We start from the raw sequence: 20146 nt of genomic DNA, 5'->3' as shown, positions 1-20146 counted from the left end.
GATTATGCTGTCGGTAGTTTTTTCCCAGTATTTGCTAACAGATACATAACCTAATGTCTTCTCTCGAACCTTGTGGGTATTATATTAGTCAATGCCTTGCTTCAACAGTTGACAGTTGACAGTTGACAGTTGACTTTTGACTTTTGAGGGCAACCTCTACCCTTAAGTCCGAGGATTGGAGTAATGAATAGTCTAATTTTAATTTCTCCGTCAAACGCGGGCGGGCTTTCAACCAATTCTTTCTGGTAAAAATCCCAGCCTTACGATTTTCGAGGTTGATTAGCCTCCCGTCAATCTTGGATTCATCGCACAGGAACAGATGATACAGGACTCGCCACCTCAAAACCAACTTCTACCAGTTTTGATTTGATTATATTTGAGATTAAAGAATTGGGAATGACTGATGACCACCCAAAAATGGATACAAGCCCACGACAGCAGAAGTGGAGATTACAAAATCTTAGACCAAAGTTCAAACTCCCAGATTCACGGCGCTACAAGTAAATCTCAAACTTGTACAGCCAAGTCGAAGTATCTCAAATCTCTCGTTACGAGGAAAAGTCTGACAACGAGGAAATAAACCCTAAAAATTGGGATAGCGCTACGATAAACCAGAAAATTCTATAGGTTCCGGCAGTTCGGTCTGGTTGAGCCAATACTCGCCAAAACTCTGCATCATGTCCGATAAAGAAGCAAACCCGACAGGTTTAACCAAATAAGAATTAACGCCTAGATCGTAAGCTTGATTGACATCTAATGTTTGCCTCGAAGATGTAAGAACAACCACAGGTAAACGTTTTAGTTGTGGCTGCTGTTTGAGCCAACTCAGAACCTCGTGACCCGATCGCCTGGGCAACTTCAAATCTAGTAAAATTATCGCAGGTAAAGGATAGCGCTCGCGATCGCTGTATTCTCCATCACCATTTAAATAAAAAACCGCTGCATCTCCATCTCGGACAATTTGCAGCGAAGTATTAGTAAAAATCTGATTGCGAAACGCCCGCTGCATCAACAGAATATCAACGGGGCTATCTTCCACCAGCAAAATCGTCTGCCTTTGGCTCATCCTTTCCTCAGTTGTATCCAAAATCGACTGCCGTGTCCTAATTGGGATTCCACCCCAACTTGACCGCCCATGCGATCGACTGCTTTTTGTACAATAGCTAATCCTATACCAGTTCCGGGATAGGACTCGATACCGTGAAGCCGTTCAAAGACGCGAAAAATCCGTTTTTGATGTTCAGGAGCAATACCGATGCCATTGTCTTCTACCCACAGACGAATGATGCGATCGTCTTCGTTGGCTTTGATAACAGGCAATTGGCCAGTGCTAATCAATAACTGCGAATGCTCCCACTTTTCCACTGTCCCCCTTTTCCATTCTCCCGCAGTCTGTCTGTCTGTCTCTCCTTCTGGAGGCAGTTGAATTTCCTCAGCCCATATCTGCACTTGCGGCGATGCGCCTGCCACAAATTTTATAGCATTGGCGAGCAAATTTGCGATGACTTGAACTAAAGTAACGCGATGGGCAATTACCCGCAATAAGGGCGATCGCACGCTGATGCGAGCACCGTTGGACTTAGCATCGGCTTGTACCATAGCAATTGCCTCAGCGACAGCAGATTCTAACTCTACAACTTGCAGCGATAAATCAGTGCGGCTCAGGTGGCTGTATGCTAGCAAATCTTGGATCAAATCTTCTAATTGTTGCCCAGAATTTACAATTTGCTGGGCATATTCTTGACCGAGTTCGTCAAGGATTTCGCCGTAATCTTCTAACAAAGCTTCAGCCAATCCCTGCATTCCCCGCAAGGGCGCGCGCAAATCGTGGGCGACGGTATAGGTGAAAGCTTCTAATTCTTCGTTAGCTCCTTGCAGTTGATTGGTGCGGAGTTCGACTCGCTGTTCTAACGTAGCGTTAAGCATCCGAATTTCCGCTTCTGCTTGTTTGCGTGCAGTGATATCAATGGCGGTACTAATTACTAAACTTCTGCCGTCGGAAAGCTTGCCTAAAGGTGCAGAATAAAAGTCCCAAATTCGTTTGTCACCCCTGGCTGTGGTAATTATATATTCACCTTCAGAAAGGCGCGAGTTTAATTTGTGCAGCCAATTAATATTTGCTTGCACTAGGGATTTGCGGCTGCCGTAAGCTTTTTCTGTCCAATCTTCAATTGTAGGAATTTCTGAGGATTTGTAGCCTGAAAATTCTGTCCAAGCGGAGTTAATTTGCAAAACTTCTCCGTTTTCAGCGTGCAGCATAATTGGCAGTGGAGCGTTAACAATGGCGAGGCGGAAACGTTCTTCGGTTAATTGCAGGGAATTGCGATCGTGTTCTAGTTGTTCTAAAAGTTGATTTTGCTTGATTTGGGCATTGTCGCGCAAAATGCGATCGCGCTGCACCAAATAGTAAACCAACACCAGCAACAGCCAATCTACTACAGCAGCAACGGTAAAAGTCACGATTGTCAGATTAGCGCTGGCTTGGGATTCTCGGGCGCGCTGCTGCAATAGCTGATTTTCTGCCACAATCATCACAGCTACCTGCTGTCGAATCCCATCCATGATTTGCTTTCCCCGATCGGTTTTTACTTGCTGCATGGCTGCTGCTAAGTTTTTTTTGCGCCGCAGATTGATGGTTTCCTCAAGTTCGGCTAATTTAGAGTCGATCGCAATTTTTAATTGACGAGTTCGCTGTTGCTGCTGCTTGTCAACTATTAGCTCCTGCAATCCGACTACTTGTACGTTGACACCAGCGATCGCGCTGTAATATGGTTCCAAATACCGTTCTTCTCCCGTGAGCAAATAGCCGCGCTGTCCAATTTCAGCATCTTTTACCGTCGAAAGTGTGACTTCGAGTTCAGTTAACACTCGGTGAGTGTGACTCACCCAGGCTTCATTTTCGACTAACTTCAGAGTATTGCGGTAGGAAGTTGCCGCATTAAAAATTAGCATTCCCAAGGCGATGCCGATGCCTGCGGTGATTTGGCGAGTCAGCGATTTGTTCATGAAATAGTCGGCGCGCGAGTCCCGCTTTTTTTTGTTTTAGCTCGCTGCAGGCGATGAATTTTCTGCTCGGGCAGACACGGCGGCCAAAGCAGATAAATTTAAGGCTCAAATTTGCGATCGTCTTGTTTCTAGTTTAGTCTTGCTGCTACACAAATACTAGACAAGTCTAGACATTTGCTTCTTACTTCGTCGGGAGCATGGGAGCGGTTATCCCTCCGTAAGCTTTCACCGTGAAAGCCAACCGTGATAAATTGATGGCTGCGTTTAAATCCCTGTCCATCGAATGACCGCAACTTCCACAGTTATAAACCCTTTCTTTGAGTGGCATATCTTGAATATGCCCGCAACTCGAACAGGTTTTGCTCGACGGGAACCAGCGGTCAGCAACGACAATTTCACAGCCAAACTTTTTCGCTTTGTATTCTAGCTGGCGTTTAAATTCATGAAATCCGCAATCAGCTATTACCTGTGCTAGCTTGTGATTCTTTAGCATCCCTCCAATATTCAAGTCTTCTACTACTATCCTTGCGTGTTTTTTGCATAAGTAAGTAGTGACTTGATGTAGAGTATTCTTTCTGAGGTTTGCTATTTTTGCATGGTGTTTTGCCAGTTGGATTTTGGCTTTGTATCTATTGCTGGAACCTTTCACCTTTCTAGCAAGAACTCTTGATAATCTCTTCAGCTTTAGAAAATGCGCTTGGGAGCATCTCAAATATGTAATGAGTATAAATACTATTCAGGCCAAAGCGAGATTTAAATAAGCACAACGATGTTTCAGAACTTGAGCCAGATTGTCACGATTCCATTGTGCTCCGGATATTTTAATTCTCCGTCCAATTTGTTTAATTGTCGCCTCGACAGCACCAGAACCAATTGTGATTTTTTTAGACTGCATCACCTGATAATCAGGAATTCTACATCGATGTCGTTCTAAATAATCCAGAAAGTTTTTGACGTGAGGTGTATCCCAGTCAGCCAAAGCAGCGATTGCCCCATCAATTTGACCACGCCACAGATGAGTCTCCACGGTTCGCAAACGTTGATTAGAACCACCCAATTTGTACAGGTTTTCATGTTTGGTGATACCAATCCAAAATCTCTAAACGTTTCTCGGATGAAGCAATCCCAGCTATCAAATTCCAGACCCCTGGATGTCCATCACCCAAACAAGTAATTGGCTCACTTAAAGGCTGTAGATTCACCCAATCCAATAGCTTGTTATTATCTTGAAAGAAAGCGGCACACTGTTGATTATGCAACGCCACGGCTTTGTAGTCTCGCCATTCACTGGCTTCTCCTAAGTCGGTTCTTAATCTTGCCTTGCCTCCATCTAAACTCAAAGCGGTGACAGTTTTCTGTGCTACAGTCTCCACAAATTCTTGTCGATGTACTAGCCGTTGTTGCGTACTGTGGGATACGTATATTCCTGTGAGTTGTTGTAAGTCTTTGGTCGCATTGGCATAAGATACGTTAGCGCTCAATATTAGGCAGCATTTTTCCGGCGTGAGGGCTTAATCTTGTCCCTTTCTTGAGTCCAAGTTTTTTACTTTGTTGTTCTGTTACTCGCCATTTACCCATGCAGGTCTGGATTTCTCTGGCTCTGCCTGCTTCTGTCTGACTGCTGCTGCTTAAAAAATTTTCCAATTTCTGGAGCTACTTCTTTGAGGACATGATCTCTAACGGCTAATTCAATACTGCCAAAGTCTTTTAGCTGTTCTGATGGTGTATTCTGGAGTAAGATAGAGGATACCGTTTCTAGACATTTTTGGATTTCTTGAGTTTCTTCTGGGGTCATATTTTTCTGACTCGTAAGTGTGTTTTTACATTTTACATAATTCTTGCATATTACCATTGTAAGTATTTCTACTTATTGCATAATTGAGATGCTCCCATGCGCTTTGTAGTGCTTTGGGTTCGGGAATACTACGCCAGTTGAAAGTGTAGCCAACTCTTTTACTCCCAAATCAACTCCTACAATTTCATGAGTTTTGACTGTGGGTTCATGATTCTGTTCGTAAGCAAATGCGATAAACCAACTGTCGGCAGTGCGTGAAATGGTGATTGACTTGCAAGTTGTGTGAGGTAGTCCTTCGTGGGTTTTTACCCAGCCGATTGTCGGCAACTTTATAGACGTACCACCCACAGGGATAGGCTTACCGCCCGCGTCAATAGTGAAAGAGTCGTGATGCCCCTTCTTTTTGAATCTGGGAAATCCACCTTTTTTTGAGAAAAATTTAGAGAACGAATCCCCAAGATTGTCAAAGGCGTATTGAGTTATTTTCTGGCAGATTCCCGTCTCTTTGATCCATGTAAATTCAGGTTTTACATGATTGTTGAAGAATTTCTTGAGTAGGTATTTATTGGGCTTTAATCCATCTTGATAAAGGCTATTCCAAGTAGCTAGTCCCCAATTATAAGTAAACCTCGCTATGCCAGCGTGTTTGCTCATAACCGTTGCCTGGTTATTGTTTGGCTTTAACTTTGTCTTGATGGACAGAAGCATTGTTTGGCCTCAACACTCGATTTATTTGTTTAATTTTGCCACATATTGTAGGGGTTTGTCAACAGCATTTTTTAGTTTTATTTGATTTCCTTGGAGTAATTTTGCAGGCCGTATAATCGACAGGAAAAACAGTGAATTATTTCAAGTATTCTAGCAATTCATGTTGAGGAGACGGCGAGTCTTTTTACTGACAATCCAAGCTTTTTTGCGAATTCATGTGGTTTAAACAAAATGGTATACCGTAGATTTGTCCACAAGTGTACCACTCTGTCTATTTATTTGCTACCTAGGTACTAGCTCCTCTTCGCATCCTCCTTAAGTAAGAGAGGCCAAATATACAATCTCTCGCTCTCTCGCTAAGCTTAATTAGTCATTTTCTGTGGCATCACTTTTGCTGCTTTGACTATTTCAAATCGCGGCGCAAAAAAAGGAGTTTTTACCTATTGATTTTGGTTGATTTATGGGGTATATTTTAGATAATGGGAGTGGTGACTTCAATTTGAAAATTGCCAGTATTTCCATTATCAAATAATACCTTATCAAGCAGCCGGCGTCAAGCTTTTTACCCCAAAAAAAAGGCGATTTTTTCATCATTTGTGAAAAAAATAATTTGGGTAGGCAGGGGAGAAATTCCTAGGGAAACCAACCGCAGATAAACGCAGATATAGCCTTTTGAGCTCTCATATGAGGTACGCATAGGGCATAGGGCATAGGGCATAGGGCATAGGGCATAGGGCATAGGGCATAGGGCATAGGGCATAGGGCATAGGGCATAGGGCATAGGCATCGCACGCATACCTCACTTTTTTGAGAACCGCTATAATTTTCAGATAATTTTCAGCATCAAGATGGAATGAAGAGCAATTGGAGTCTACAGTCTGTTTGCGAGCGAGACGATCGCACTGCACGCCGAAAAAAAGGATTCCGAGTGCAGTAGCCAAGCAGAGAATTAGGCAATAACAGTGGCTTTCATCGCCAAAATGCGATCGATCGCATCCTCAACAACCTTATCAGGAGTCGAAGCACCCGAAGTCACGCCGACAACAATATTACCTTCAGGCAGCCAATTTTCAGTTACGACCAAATCCCCGCCCAAAGGCTTGTGTTCGATGCGATTTCCCGGTAGAATGCGCTCCGCAGAATCAATGTGATAAGAAGGAAGAGTTTTGTCGATCGCAATTTCCTGCAAGTGAGTAGTATTAGAAGAATTAAAACCCCCAATCACCAACATCAAATCCAACTTTTCCTCAACCAAACTCAACATAGCATCTTGCCGTTCCTGAGTCGCATCGCAGATAGTATTAAAACTCAGAAAATGTTCGTTAAGATTGGACGGCCCAAACTTCCGCATCATCGTCTTTTCAAACAACTTGCCAATATTCTCAGTCTCAGTTTTGAGCATAGTAGTTTGGTTAGCAATCCCGACACTTACCAAATCCACATCCGGGTCAAAACCAGCAGAACAAGCCTTGCTAAACTTAGCAAGAAACTCAGCACGATCGCCTCCGTGCAAAATATAATTGCTGACATATTCAGCTTCCTGCAAATTCAGCACAATCAAATACTTGTCAGCAAAAGAACTCGTTGCCACAGTTTCTTCGTGCTTGTACTGACCGTGAATAATCGAAGTATAATCCCTTTTCTTGTGTTTTTCAACAGTATTCCAAACCTTAGAAACCCAAGGACAAGTAGTATCAACAATCTTGCAACCCCTATCGTTCAGCAACTGCATTTCTTGCACGCTCGCTCCAAAAGCAGGTAAGATTACCACATCGCCGCTATCCACCACAGAAAAATCTTTCTGCCCCTTTTCCACAGCAATAAAACCAACTTCCATATCGCGCAAATGCTGGTTCACAGAGGGATTGTGAATAATCTCATTAGTAATCCAAATCCGTTCCGAGGGGAAGTGCTGGCGAGTCTCGTAAGCAATAGCCACAGCGCGTTCAACTCCCCAGCAAAAGCCAAAAGCCTCAGCCAGCCGGATGGTGACAGCGCCGCGTTGCAGCCTGTAATTGTTGTCGCGAATTTGCTGGATCAGGCTGCTTTGATAAGCTGTCTCCATTACATCAGCTACCTCAGCTTCGTGTCCGAAACCCTTGCGGTGGTAGTTTTCAGACTGTTGGAGCGATCGTTTAAAAGCTTTAGTATCCATGCGGTACCGAGTTCAAATCTAGGTTAATTACCTTTGATTTTAGAAGGCCTGGGTGCGATCGGGATTATTTGCTTCAGTAGGGAACAGCGGATATGCTGTTTGTACGATCGATGAAAGGGAAGAAGAAATGAACCGCGAAGACGCAAAGGACGCCAAGGAAGAAGAAAGAAGAATGAGACTATTGGGCGAGCAGGTAGAACAGTTAGCCTATAGAGTGATTGGGGCTGCGATCGAGGTACATCGGCTATTGGGCCCAGGATTTTTAGAATCAGTGTATCAGGAATCCTTAGAAGTGGAATTTGGCCTGCGGGGGATACCTTGTGAGCCTAGAAAGCCAGTAGCAATCAACTACAAAGGTCATCGCGTCGGCGAAGGTCAATTAGACTTTCTAGTAGGCGATATCCTAATTGTCGAACTAAAAGCTGTCGAAAAGCTAGCCCCTATCCACGACGCGCAAGTTATCTCCTATCTAAAAATGACAAAAAAAACCCTAGGCCTGCTGATCAACTTCAACGTTCCCATCCTCAAAGAAGGCATCAAACGAATAATTCTCTCATCTTAACCCTTCTTCCTCTTCTTCCTTCGCGCTCTTTGCGCCTTCGCGGTTCGTTAAAAAAAATTAAAAAAAGCGCCAGCAAAATCCCGATCGCAGTCCGAACCAAGAAGGAATTAACCGCGAAGACGCGAAGGACACGAAGGAAGAGAAAGAAGAATGAGAAAGTTGGGTTATAGATTGATTGGGGTCACGATTGATATCAAACGCATCCTTCTCTCATCTTAACTCTTCTTCCTCCTCTTGCTTCGCGCTCTTCGCGCCTTCGCGGTTCGTTAAAAAAAAGCGTAGAGACGCAGATAAGTGCATCTCTACGCGATAGATATCGATAAAATTAGCCCACCTTTTTCGGCGCAAAAGGAGAATCCGATTCAAAGGAACTGAAACCGCCGGCAAAATCCTCACCGTAAGCTTCTTCCCCGTGCTGGCCGATATCCAAACCTTGATCTTCAGCAGATGATGGCACTCGCAGTTCCATAAACTGTCCCAAAAGTTTCAAAATCACAAAAGTACCGACAGCCGCAAACACGTAAGTGGCTACAACGCCTATAAACTGTGTCACAAGTAGCCCCGGATTTCCGGCAAACAGCCCGTCATTTCCGGCAGCGTTAACCGCTTTAGTCGCAAACACACCTGTCAGAAGAGCACCTACGGTTCCGCCGAGGCCGTGAACCGGGAAGGTATCCAAGGAGTCGTCAAATCCTAGCTTAGCTCGCAAGCTAACGCCAAAGAAGCAGCAAACGGAAGTTATCGAGCCGATTAACAGCGCTCCCACTGGCAGTACGTATCCCGCAGCAGGTGTGATTCCTACCAATCCTGCTAGGAAGCCACTGGCAATTCCGACTGCTGTAGGTTTGCCTCTGAGTACCCATTCGATGATTGTCCAAGTTAAACCGCCGGCTGCGGTTGAAATCATTGTGGTGACAAAAGCCACTGTTGCTAAGGAACCTGAACCCAAAGCGCTACCGCCGTTGAAGCCAAACCAGCCGAACCACAGCAGCCCAATTCCCAGCAAGACGTAGGGTACGTTGTGGGGGGTGTGGGGCTTGTTCAAGTGGTCTTTGCGGGGGCCGATTACCCAAGCTGCGACAACCGCTGATACGCCGGAACTGATGTGTACGACTGTGCCGCCTGCAAAGTCTAATGCTCCCATCGCTCCCAGCCAGCCTCTACCCCAAACCCAGTGGGCTAGAGGAGAGTAGATGAATGTTGACCACAGCAGCACGAACCAGAAATAGGTTTTAAATGTTACCCGTTCGACGATCGCCCCGGAAATCAAGGCGGGAGTGATGATGGCGAACATCATCTGGTAAACCATGAATACTTGGTGCGGTATTGTCGGTGCGTAGCCGATCGGATCTGGTTTGTCGGCTGCGACGTTGTTCAAGAACATCCAGTCGAAGCCGCCGATGAAGGTTTCAAATCCTTTCCCAAAGCCTTCGGAAACTGGAGTGGAAACGTCAAAGGCCAAACTGTAACCCCACAGCGTCCATGTGACGCCGATGAGTCCCATCATGACTAAGCTCATCATCATGGTGTTGAGGACGTTGCGCGATCGCACCAGCCCTCCGTAGAAAAACGCTAGCCCGGGTGTCATTAGCAACACCAGTGCTGATGAGATCAACATCCAGGCTGTATCGCCACTGTCGATCGGATTTGCCGCCACCGCAGCAGCTGCAGGAGCAGCATCAGTAGCATTTTGAGCTAAAGCATTGTTCATCAGCGGCCAGCTTAACAGCCAAAGTGCTAGGATTCCGATCGTGAAACTTTTTTTGATCACGTTACTTTCACCTTCTCTCAAATATAATTAGCAATTTTCTGGAAGACCAAGCCGATTTTAGATGCGAGGATTTTAGATGCAATAGTTAATTTCGTTTTAAGTCCCTGTTGTAGCGGAACAAATCTTTAATAGATAATTCCCCAATCCTCAAGCCTCGGACTTGATATAGCCGGACTCATCTAAATTCGTCAAGTATCAATCCAATACTTTCCGCCTTTTGGATTCCACCATTTGTAACAACTGTTATTCTGTATCGTATTATACTAAATACCAAACATCATATTTCCTTAATCTATCCAAAGGTACTTGACATCACCCGTGGGAGCAGAGTATTGCGAGGAGAGTTGGGGAGGGGAGAGGGGGAGATGGGGGAGAGGGGGAGATGGGGGAGAGGGGGAGATGTAGGTTTTTTGGTAAAAGCCCGATCGCATAAGAGTTTGAGATTTTCGCAAGGCAAAAGCCTACGACTCTTGCACTGTCTGGATTTGCGGGTTTTTGCTACGCAAAAACCTGTACCTGCCAGGAGGGGGAGATGGGGAAAATCTTCCTCCTTGCTTCAATATCTGACTAATGACTAATGACTAATGACAACTGACTAATGACAACTGACTAATGACAACTGACTAATTTTTCAACTGCATTTGACTGAACATTTGCAAGGCCGATCGCCAAACCAGATAACCTCGCTCGTTAAGGTGTAAGCCGTCTGTACTGAGTTGGGTTGGTAAATTGCCGTCAGCATCCGCAAACAGTGGTTGCAAATCCAGATAGGAAGCATTTTCGGAACTAGCAATTTCTTTCAGTCGCCGATTGATTGCGCGAATCCGACTGTTGGGAATCGCTAATAGTCGATCGCGATTTTCCCAGGTAGACTCTTCCCCGCTGTGGGGCAAAATTGACTGCACCACCACTTGTGCTTTCGGGTGCGCCCACCGCAAATCGCGGATTATCTGTCGCTGGTTGTTCAAAATCCCTTCGTCGCTGGCCCCCCGCAATAAATCGTTAATCCCGATCATCACAAACACCGTATCGGGCAGAGTTCGATCGAACAACTGCAATCGCTTCAGCAAACCTACCGAAGTCTCCCCGGAAATCCCTTGATTGAGCCAGATGCGATCGGGCGGTAAGAGCTTCGTGGGAAACCACATACTCAAAGAATCCCCAGCCAAAACACTCAGTTTTGGGGGACGATTTGTGGCGGCGGCCTCAGCTTCGCGGCCCAACTGCGTCACCCACTGCTGGTAAGACCATTTGTGTCGGGGGCCTGCGGGGGGCAAGTCTGCCACTGCCTTTGCAGAGTTTGTCGCCGTCGGAGAGCGAATTAGTTCTTCCGTGCTTTCTAGCGTTAGTGCAGCGCTAGCAGGGAAGCTTTCAGTCAAGTTGTTTCCCCTACCGATTAGTTGAGCGACTGTGACAATTAGTACCGCGTTGGTGAGCAGAGATAGCAAAGCCCAAACCGGAACAGTTTTCGATCGGCTAACTTCCATCCCCAAGAGGGATTTATGAGTTCTACTTCTGCTAACTACTCCAAACTTCTCCATAAACTCAAGCGATTTGCAGGCACCATACTGAAATAATTGGCACTGATTGCTGCATCAATTTTTACCGTTCAATTTTCGCCTCAATTCTTGTAAGAATCAAGCACTGTGCTGTGTGGGGCGTGACGGCGATGCAGAACTTTGCTTTTTGGCACTACTCTACCATAAAAAATCTGCCTGCCAAACTTTCTGGCGCAGAAATCAGGCGATTTGAGATTTTCCATTTTTCGATTTTAGATTTTAAATTGGGGAATGATTTACTGCATCACGATTTAGAGCTTTTATACAGTTACATTTTTTCTTTCCTAGCCTGTATGCACCAACTCGGTTTGTTAACGTAAATTGGGCGATTTTAGCAAGCAACCCAGAACGATAAACCGGTTTTAAAAGGTTCAAGAGTGCGATCGGCACTGTATCTGCGGGCGGGGGATTTCAGATTGTGGTTTTTCACAGTCAAGCCCTAGATGGACGTACAAATCGCCCATCTAGGGCCAGAAAGCTGAAGAAATTCGATCGTCCCACGCTTTAAAGTTTTGCTCTAAAGTTTGGTAGTCCTGTCGGCAGCACCCCCAGAATAACCGCCGTAGCTGCTCTCTGTTCTGTTCCCAGAGCTAGTTTCCTTGACAAACCCGGTATAAGCTTCCATCCCGTGTTCGCCGATATCCAAACCTTCAGCCTCCTCAACAGCAGAAACCCGGATACCTAACAAAGCTTTGAGTGCAGCCCAAAAAATTGTACTCAGCAGCACAGTCATTCCGCCTACAGAGATAATGCCAATTAACTGCGGTATTAGCTGATCGAAACCTCCGCCCACAAACAATCCCGCTTTCGGGCCTGCGGTATAAATGCCAGTTTTAGGGCCGTCAGAAAACAAGCCAACGGCTAGAGTTCCCCAGATGCCACAGACTAAGTGAACTGAAGTTGCGCCTACAGGATCGTCAATTTTCAAGTTGTCGAAGAATGTTACTGCAAAAACTACCACGATGCCAGCGATCGTCCCGATAATGGCAGAGTTGGGTATGTTGATCCAAGCGCAACCAGCAGTAATTCCCACTAAGCCAGCCAAAATGCCGTTGATAATCATTGACAAGTCTGGTTTGCCCAGATACAACCAAGCGGTGATGGTGGCGGCAACTCCCCCAAAGGCTGCTGCGGTGTTTGTGGTGAGCGCAATGTGGGCGATCGCATTTGGATCTACAGCCATTGTCGAACCAGGATTGAATCCGAACCAACCCAACCAGAGAATCAAGCAGCCCAGAGTGGCAATACTCATATTGTGTCCGGGCATCGCCACAGTATCGCCGTCGCGGTACTTGCCAATCCGCGGCCCCAAAAATGCCGCTCCCATCAAAGCAGCCCAACCGCCTACAGAGTGAATCGCTGTCGAACCTGAAAAATCCCAGAAACCTGCTTTTTGTAGCCAGCCACCGCCCCAAATCCAGTGTCCGGTAATTGGGTAAGCAATGCCTACTAACAGCAAGCTGAAAATTAAGAAGTCCAGGAATTTAATTCGCTCTGCAACGGCTCCAGAAACGATCGTGGCCGCAGTTCCAGCAAAAACTAATTGGAAAAAGAATTTGGCGTTGAGAGGTACTCCCGCCCAGTTAAGCGAGTCGAAAATGCCTTGATAGGCCTCTCCTGTCGCAGGGCTATTGTCGGCTACATTCCACAGGAAAAATCCGCCGCTTGTACCGACAAAACCGTTGCCGTCGCTGAACATTAAGGCAAAGCCGATCGCCCAATAAGCAATTGTAGACAACGCAAACACGATCAAGTTTTTTGCCAGCACGTTAACGGCATTTTTTTGGCGGCAAAAACCGGTTTCCAACATCCCGAAACCTGCGTTCATAAAGAACACTAGCATCCCAGCCACCATAACCCACATGGTATCCATGCCCACTTTGAGGCTGGCTAATTGTTCCTCGGTGGTTGGTGCGGGCGCAGGGGTTTGGGCTACGGCTGCATATCCCCAGATGCAGACAATGATGGCTGCTAAAGGTATACAGGCTTGCCAACTCGGATTGAGGCGGGCGATCGTCCTTTGTAATTTCTTGAACCTGCTGACTTTTGTCAAAAAGTTAGCAGATGGCAAATTCAAAGACTCCCGCCTGAATTGTTTCGATTTTTTCTTTCCGACAGTGATTTTAATCATTTTCACCCTCTTTACAACTAATCAGCTCAGCAAGATTCCGAAAATTTTCCAATTGTACTACAACAGTTTAGAGATTATTTGTTCATAGTGAGGTATTTCTGATAGCCTAGCTCTTCTAGCTGAGTTTGTTTTTTCATTACAGATTCGGACAAAGTTTTGCGGTAATCCAGGATTCGCTCCAGCAATTGAGGCTGGGAAACTGCTAATATTTGAATTGCCAGCAAGCCAGCATTTTTAGCATTGCCGATCGCCACTGTTGCTACGGGTATGCCGGCTGGCATTTGGACGATCGAGTACAGCGAATCTAGGCCTTGGAGGTGGCGGCTCGCTACTGGTACACCAATTACCGGCAATGGTGTTAAAGATGCTACCATACCCGGAAGGTGCGCCGCTCCCCCAGCACCTGCGATAATTACTTTCAAACCTCGTTGGTGCGCGGTTTGAGCATATTCCACCATCCGATCCGGGGTACGGTGGGCGGAGACAATTGCTACGGAGCAAGGTACGTGGAATTCTTCGCAAACTGCGATCGCTTCAGACATGGTAGGCAAATCAGAATCGCTGCCCATGATAATTCCAACTGTCGGTTGACTCATGCAATTTTCAGATGTGAGATTTCAGATTAATGGTAATTTTAAGTTATGGCGTTAACTAAAAGATCTCTTGCAGAAATACAACGCACCCCACCCCAACCCTCAGAGCGAGTAAGGGGAGGGGGTAAGATTATTCTTGTTTCCCCCCTTAATAAGGGGGGACTTGCGGGGGGTAAATTTGACGAGAGCAAGAGTTCTAAAATTTAGATATTTTGTAGCCCAACTCATGCTCGAAAGCAATTTGGTGACAAGCCAAGAGTGCAGAAAGCAAAAATCTCCACATCCTCATCACGAGCCCGCAGATTTATCGAGGCGAGCAAATCTAAAATCTAAAATCTAAAATCTAAAATCTAAAATCGGATGACTGAAGCCACAACCCCAACTGCCGCCCCTACAGATATTCTCAATGCTCGCCTGCCCGGTTGCAAGGATTTGCAGATGCTTGCTGTTGACAACACGGGCATCATTCAAGAAGTTTGTTCGATGGACAAAGTATTTAAACGAATTGCTCCTCCCAATTTGCAAGTGATCGACGCTGCGGGTGATTGGGTTTCTCTGGGCGGTGTTGACTTGCAGATTAACGGAGCGCTCGGTTTAGCTTTCCCAGATTTAGAAAGCAAGGATGTTGAAGTTTTACCTAAAATTTGTCAATTTTTATGGTATCAGGGAGTTGATGCTTTTTTGCCGACTTTGGTGACAACTTCCCTCGATAAGTTTAGGCGATCGCTCTCCACGATAGCTGATTATATGCGGACTGCAAAAACCGCTGCTCCCGCCACCAATAAATCCCAAAGTGCCGAAATAATCGGCGTTCACCTCGAAGGCCCTTTTCTCAACCCCCAGAAGCGAGGAGCTCACCCAGTTGAGTTTTTACTACCACTAACGATAGAAAATGTCAAGTTAGTTTTAGGAGATTGTGCCGATATTGTCAAAATAATTACTTTAGCGCCGGAGTTAGACAGCACTGGTGAAGTCATTCCCTATTTGCAAAGTTTGGGAATTGCCGTCAGTCTGGGACACTCCCAAGCGACGGCAGAGCAGGCACAGCAAGCATTTGCCCAGGGAGCTTCAATGGTAACTCACGCTTTTAATGCGATGCCGAGTTTGCATCATCGAGAACCGGGTTTGTTAGGGGCGGCGATCGTTTATCCGGGCGTAAAATGCGGTTTAATTGCTGACGGCAAGCACGTTTCTCCGACAATGATTGATTTTTTACTGCGTGCTGGCAGATACGACACAGGCGTTTTTTTGGTAAGCGATGCTTTGGCTCCTTTGGGTTTGCCTGACGGTGTTTATCCTTGGGATTCCCGACAAATGGAAGTCAGAAAAGGTACGGCGTGGGTAAGATTGGATTACCATTCGCCGCTGGAATCTGCTACTTTGGCAGGTACAACTCTGCCGCTGTTGGCGGGAGTGCAGAATTTGGTGAAGTGGGGGATTTGCGATGTCGAAAGTGCGATCGCCCTAGCAACTGATTCTCCCAGAAAGGCGATCGGGCTTTCGGGAATTATCGGCAAACCGGCAACTCAATTGTTGCGCTGGAATTTCAATGCAGCGACAAAAGAATTGATTTGGCATCGGTTTTTTTAAGGAAGAAGGAAGAAGGAAGAAGGAAGAAGGAGGAAAAATAATGCAACTTTTTTAAGTTACCTATGCCCTATGCCCTATGCCCTATGCCCTATGCCCTATGCCCTATGCCCTATGCCCTATGCCCTATGACAGTAAAGGATTTATAAGCAATTAACTGGACTTGATATAATTCGGTGTTCTCGGCAAGTTCGATCGTAAATATTATTTAATTCCACAGCCAAGCAAATCTCACCCCGCAGCCATAGCGGTACAACTGGAAGCGTGGAACCCACAGCTAAGTTTTCCTGCCAAATATCTAGACATTGGTTGCCGTCTCGCTCGATCGGGCGATAAGCTGTAGCATAGAGCTCGGCGTCGAAGGGCGAAGCAATTCCTCCCACTAGACGGGCTAACAATTCATTGTGAAGATTTGCCTTCCTAACCGTCACAACATCCACTATTACCAACCCAATTCCCTGTCGCAAATACGTCTCGCACTTAGACACAAAAGCACAGCGATGACTAGAACGATCTTTGTTAGCAGGAGTTACTAATTCAATTGCACCTGCTAAAACCGGGCCACCTTCTGTGTTAAAAATATTGACTTGTACAGATTCCGCCACAGGTATAAAAGGTATGCTTTGTGCTGGGGGCGACATCCAATTGTTTGGTAAATCTATTGGCAAATTAATTACCGTCTCTGGACAATCAAAGTCCGGTAGAGGTTCCTCAAAAGCTGCTACATCAATTTCAATTTCAAACTGCACGTTGGGTTCGGCAAAGTAACCTTCGGGTAATTTGGCATTCAAGTCAGATGCAATATAAGTCGCCCAAGCATTGTAAAAGGCGTGCCAGTGACGGCGCGCTGACAGCGGCGGGCGGAAATGATCTTGTAGCACCATATTTTTTAAAGTTAGCGCTAATTAAAATTATAATGTCTAATCGTTGGCAATAACTCAGCAGCAGGCAGAAAGATGAATTTGGTAAATGACAAAGATATTGTCAAACAGTATTTTAACTCGACGGGCTTCGATCGATTTTTGCGAATTTACGGCGACGGCAAAGTCAATAAAGTGCAGCTAGACATCCGCACCGGGCACCAGCAAACGGTAGATACAGTGCTCGGCTGGCTGCAAGCTGACGGCAATTTGGGCGGGCTTAGTGTCTGCGATGCCGGCTGCGGTGTGGGCTCTCTGAGCATTCCCCTAGCTGAGGCTGGAGCAATTGTTTGTGCGAGCGATATCTCTGAAAAGATGGTAGCAGAGGCCTACGATCGATCGACAGCCGTTCCTGGCAAGCTGTACAACATATCCTTCGCAGCCCAAGATTTGGAAGCTTTAACGGGCAAATTTCACACAGTAATTTGTTTGGACGTGCTGATCCACTATCCTCAAGCTAAGGCTGCGGAAATGATCGCTCACCTAAGTTCGATCGCCCAATCGCGACTAATTCTCAGTTTTGCCCCCAAAACTTTAGCACTTACCGCGCTCAAAAAATTTGGCGAACTTTTCCCCGGCCCGAGCAAAACTACCCGCGCCTACCAGCACCGCGAAGCTGATATTATCAAAATCCTCGAAAGCAACGGTTTTGCGATTAACAGAACAGCAATGAATAGCACCAGCTTTTACTATTCTCGTTTGCTGGAAGCCGTTCGGAAATAGGTTAAAAAAAAATCGGCTAAAAAGCTAATTTATCATAAACGTAGGGTTTGCAGTACAGTACGTTGTTGCGATGAAAGCGCTGTTTCATGAAAGAGCGCTTAAGCGCAACAACGTACCTACAGGAGCGCTCCATTTTCTGGGATTGATTTGCTAATTTTTTATTAATAGGCAAACCGCAGATAAATGCAGATAACGCAGATGATTTCAATATAGTTTGTGAATTAATGCAACTCAAGTATATTTATCTTCACCAATTACCAATTGCCAATTAAAAAATTATGTCAACGCTAATCCTAACACGCATTTTCATAGCAGCAGCAGCAGCCCTATTTGGAGGTTTATCGGTTGCCGGCGGGGCTTTTGCCTCCCACGCTTTGAAAAATCAATTGACCGATCGCGCTTTAGGCATTTTTGAGACCGGCGCCCGCTATCAAATGTACCACGCCCTGGCTCTATTACTGGTCGCTTTATTATTAAGCCGCGCCCCAGAGTCTCAAACCTTTTTTGCAGTGGCTGGATGGGCTTTTATTGTCGGTACGATAGTCTTTTCAGGTAGTTTGTACGCCCTGAGTTTGACTGACATCAAATGGCTGGGTGCAGTTACGCCTGTGGGCGGAGTTGCTTTTATTGTCGGTTGGGGCTGTTTGGCTGTTGCAGCTTGGAGTTTTAAATAGAGATTGGCAATTATCAATGCCAAATCCTTCCGCGAGAGCTCCGCTTTTCGACCCCATGCCCCATGCCCAATTCCCAATTCCCAATTCCCAATTCTCTAATTGTCAAAGACATCGCTGGAAAACATATCTGTCACAGTCCGCAAGTAAGGTAAAAATACCATAACATCGGCAGCCGGGAGGTGATCGGATATTTCCCAAAATAAAATTAGCAGCATATCCTGCACTAATTCCCAACTTACATGAAGTCTCGGGTACAGCATCACGCAGATTGGAAACAATTCTTGCTGTACGGGGCGAATGCTTTCTTCCAAAACGCACCAGCACAAATAACTTTGAAAAATCTCGACATCCCGAATGCCAGAAATTTTGACCTGCGGATCGGTCAAATAACCGCTGCTGCTGCGGTATCCTTGATGCTGGGAACTAGCTCGATCGTACACTGCACTAGCAATCTGAGTTGTCTGCTGCAACAAATGCTGAACGGCTAAGAGAGCTTTTGAATTCGGCGCATGATCCGCCGCAGCTTCGTTAATCTCTCCGTGGGGAATGTGCAGATAGTCGTCTATAACTTTTAAGTAGGGTGCAAATTCCGATCGCTCTGACTCCGAAAGGCATCCTAACAAGATTTTGCTAGTGTATTGAAACTCCAACGTCACAAATCCCAGCACTAACGGATCTGTGTCTGAGTATTTCCGTCTTACTTGGACAATATCTTTTCCCACCAGCACTGACAAGCGGAAAACAGGTTCCCTATCGCCGTAAGCGTCTATTGCTTTCCGATATAAGCTGCGAGTGTCGGCGACAATTTCTTCTTGATTAATTAAGCTAGGATCGATCGCGTGTCGCTCTATTTGTTCCCCTAAAAGTGCCTCTACTTTATTCCAAGCTATCTGGCTGGCAACTTTCAGAGTATCTGTCAATTTGTCAACTATTTTGGCTCGATTGCCATCAAAATTGCTGAAATCTCGGCTCTCGGAGATTTGCTGATGTGTTTGGTTTTCTCGTCCCGCTACTGTACTGTAATATTTTTTTGCCCAGCTAACTGCCAAGGAGGAAATGCTAACTCCTTTAGCCCCTGGGATGTTGTGAATGTCCGATTTCGTAATAGCCTGTGACGCAAAACTGTCGCCCTGTTGCAGTTCGTCGGCCACCGATAAAAACTTTGAAGATCGTTGTGAAATGCCAGCCATGAGAAACCTCGTTGTTTTATAAAGCCGTACCCGATAGATTCCCCTAATTTTTAACGTTATTAAATATAATCTTCTGCTTTTATACCCTGACAGTCATCCGCCATTGTGCTTAAAACTATGAGCCATTTGGCTGCAATCCCTGCATCATATACAATTTGCACGTCAATAACGCTATTCATTGTGCGCTCGATCACAGTCACTATGTGATAGTCACTGATTTTTTTCTTTACCTGTAAAGACGGCAAAAGTAAATTAAATTTGTCTTAAAAGCTCAGAATTAAACTCTAGTCTGCCTTGAAAAAATTGCTCGTTGAGATATTTTATCTTTGTTTTATCCTTTGTGTCGATCGCCCTAGGTTCTCAAAGAATCTAGGCTACATCACGATCGAGCGGTGACTTTGATTGATTTATTTTCCTATATCAAGCCAAAAAAATTAGTCTGACATTTGTGAGGAAAGCTTAACACATTCAACGAGCGGCATTTCTAAATAAATTATTAAATTTGAGAGGAGCATCAGATTTATGTGAATTATGTGAATGCTATTGCCAGCGCGATTTTTTGGTGCTGGTTTTTTGAGCTTTCTCAACCGCCCGCAATCGATCGCCATCCATTCGATCGCCCGCTCGCGCTTCAACTAAACCAGCAGGAGTCCCGCGCTCTACTTGTACCCAGGTGAGCGTCGGGAGGAATGCGCGCGAGTGAAGAGATCCGCCCCGAACCAAAACGATAGCTTGAGATGTCGGAGGGTGAGGGGCGGTCGATGAAGGAGCA

General features: G+C 45.7%; 17 protein-coding genes and 1 pseudogene. 4 read left to right on the top strand and 14 right to left on the bottom strand.

What is annotated here, in order from left to right; all coding sequences use genetic code 11:
• Positions 1 to 88: 88 nt before the first annotated feature.
• The 7 genes and pseudogenes from QZW82_RS03965 to QZW82_RS03935 all read right to left on the bottom strand — a co-directional run bounded on the left by QZW82_RS03965 (position 89) and on the right by QZW82_RS03935 (position 7664).
• Positions 89 to 343, bottom strand: coding sequence for a hypothetical protein (locus QZW82_RS03965; protein WP_293144896.1), 255 nt, complete (start codon positions 341 to 343; stop codon positions 89 to 91).
• 258 nt (positions 344 to 601) lie between these two features.
• Positions 602 to 1066: a response regulator gene (locus QZW82_RS03960; RefSeq protein ID WP_293144893.1), complete on the bottom strand. Its 465-nt coding sequence runs from the start codon at positions 1064 to 1066 to the stop codon at positions 602 to 604.
• A complete protein-coding gene (locus tag QZW82_RS03955; RefSeq protein ID WP_293144890.1) occupies positions 1063 to 3006 on the bottom strand; it encodes a CHASE3 domain-containing protein in 1944 nt (647 codons plus the stop codon). Before QZW82_RS03955 ends, QZW82_RS03960 begins: the two co-directional genes overlap by 4 nt.
• Positions 3007 to 3187: 181 nt before the next feature.
• Positions 3188 to 3718 (bottom strand): RNA-guided endonuclease TnpB family protein, encoded by a 531-nt coding sequence (locus tag QZW82_RS03950; protein ID WP_293144887.1) that lies wholly within the window; start codon positions 3716 to 3718, stop codon positions 3188 to 3190.
• A 24-nt stretch (positions 3719 to 3742) separates the two neighbouring features.
• Positions 3743 to 4801: pseudogene (locus QZW82_RS03945) on the bottom strand (ISKra4 family transposase).
• Positions 4802 to 4873: 72 nt separating this feature from the next.
• Positions 4874 to 5509 carry a transposase gene (locus QZW82_RS03940; protein WP_293144884.1) on the bottom strand — a complete coding sequence of 212 codons (636 nt, stop codon included), beginning with the start codon at positions 5507 to 5509 and terminating at the stop codon, positions 4874 to 4876.
• A gap of 949 nt (positions 5510 to 6458) precedes the next feature.
• The gene (locus QZW82_RS03935; protein ID WP_293144881.1) at positions 6459 to 7664 is read right to left on the bottom strand and encodes a 4-hydroxy-3-methylbut-2-enyl diphosphate reductase; all 1206 of its coding nucleotides are present in this window, start codon (positions 7662 to 7664) and stop codon (positions 6459 to 6461) included.
• A gap of 52 nt (positions 7665 to 7716) precedes the next feature.
• On the opposite strand from QZW82_RS03935, the gene QZW82_RS03930 reads away from it, so the two are divergent.
• Positions 7717 to 8226 (top strand): GxxExxY protein, encoded by a 510-nt coding sequence (locus QZW82_RS03930; protein ID WP_293144878.1) that lies wholly within the window; start codon positions 7717 to 7719, stop codon positions 8224 to 8226.
• A gap of 325 nt (positions 8227 to 8551) precedes the next feature.
• On the opposite strand, the gene QZW82_RS03925 is transcribed toward QZW82_RS03930, so the two are convergent.
• From QZW82_RS03925 to purE, 4 genes are all read right to left on the bottom strand, one after another.
• Positions 8552 to 9997, bottom strand: a complete 1446-nt coding sequence (locus QZW82_RS03925) for an ammonium transporter (protein ID WP_293144875.1) — start codon at positions 9995 to 9997, stop codon at positions 8552 to 8554.
• A gap of 623 nt (positions 9998 to 10620) precedes the next feature.
• The gene (locus QZW82_RS03920) at positions 10621 to 11538 is read right to left on the bottom strand and encodes an SGNH/GDSL hydrolase family protein (protein WP_293144872.1); all 918 of its coding nucleotides are present in this window, start codon (positions 11536 to 11538) and stop codon (positions 10621 to 10623) included.
• 535 nt (positions 11539 to 12073) lie between these two features.
• On the bottom strand, positions 12074 to 13687 hold the full coding sequence (locus QZW82_RS03915) for an ammonium transporter (RefSeq protein WP_293144869.1): 1614 nt from the start codon (positions 13685 to 13687) through the stop codon (positions 12074 to 12076).
• Between the two features lie 74 nt (positions 13688 to 13761).
• A complete protein-coding gene (gene purE / locus QZW82_RS03910; RefSeq protein WP_293144866.1) occupies positions 13762 to 14283 on the bottom strand; it encodes a 5-(carboxyamino)imidazole ribonucleotide mutase in 522 nt (173 codons plus the stop codon).
• A gap of 357 nt (positions 14284 to 14640) precedes the next feature.
• Between purE and nagA the strand changes: the two genes are divergently transcribed.
• A complete protein-coding gene (gene nagA / locus QZW82_RS03905; RefSeq protein WP_293144862.1) occupies positions 14641 to 15870 on the top strand; it encodes an N-acetylglucosamine-6-phosphate deacetylase in 1230 nt (409 codons plus the stop codon).
• A 140-nt stretch (positions 15871 to 16010) separates the two neighbouring features.
• On the opposite strand, the gene QZW82_RS03900 is transcribed toward nagA, so the two are convergent.
• Complete coding sequence (locus QZW82_RS03900; RefSeq protein WP_293144859.1) at positions 16011 to 16751, bottom strand: DUF4058 domain-containing protein; 741 nt, start codon at positions 16749 to 16751, stop codon at positions 16011 to 16013.
• 72 nt (positions 16752 to 16823) lie between these two features.
• Here QZW82_RS03900 and bchM point away from each other — a divergent pair, with 72 nt between their 5' ends.
• Both bchM and QZW82_RS03890 read left to right on the top strand, forming a co-directional pair.
• A complete protein-coding gene (gene bchM / locus QZW82_RS03895; protein WP_293144856.1) occupies positions 16824 to 17510 on the top strand; it encodes a magnesium protoporphyrin IX methyltransferase in 687 nt (228 codons plus the stop codon).
• Between the two features lie 278 nt (positions 17511 to 17788).
• Positions 17789 to 18184, top strand: coding sequence for a DUF423 domain-containing protein (locus QZW82_RS03890; protein WP_293144853.1), 396 nt, complete (start codon positions 17789 to 17791; stop codon positions 18182 to 18184).
• Between the two features lie 95 nt (positions 18185 to 18279).
• Here the strand turns inward: QZW82_RS03890 and QZW82_RS03885 are convergent, their stop codons facing one another.
• Positions 18280 to 19374: a hypothetical protein gene (locus QZW82_RS03885; RefSeq protein ID WP_293144850.1), complete on the bottom strand. Its 1095-nt coding sequence runs from the start codon at positions 19372 to 19374 to the stop codon at positions 18280 to 18282.
• A 540-nt stretch (positions 19375 to 19914) separates the two neighbouring features.
• Entirely contained in the window at positions 19915 to 20097 is a 183-nt protein-coding gene (locus tag QZW82_RS03880) for a hypothetical protein (RefSeq protein WP_293144847.1), read from the bottom strand.
• Between the last annotated feature and the right edge of the window lie 49 nt (positions 20098 to 20146).

The sequence above is a fragment of the Microcoleus sp. bin48.metabat.b7b8b9.023 genome (assembly GCF_013299185.1).
Taxonomy (GTDB): Bacteria; Cyanobacteriota; Cyanobacteriia; order Cyanobacteriales; family Microcoleaceae; genus Microcoleus.
This window is presented reverse-complemented; position numbering and strand designations above follow the sequence as displayed.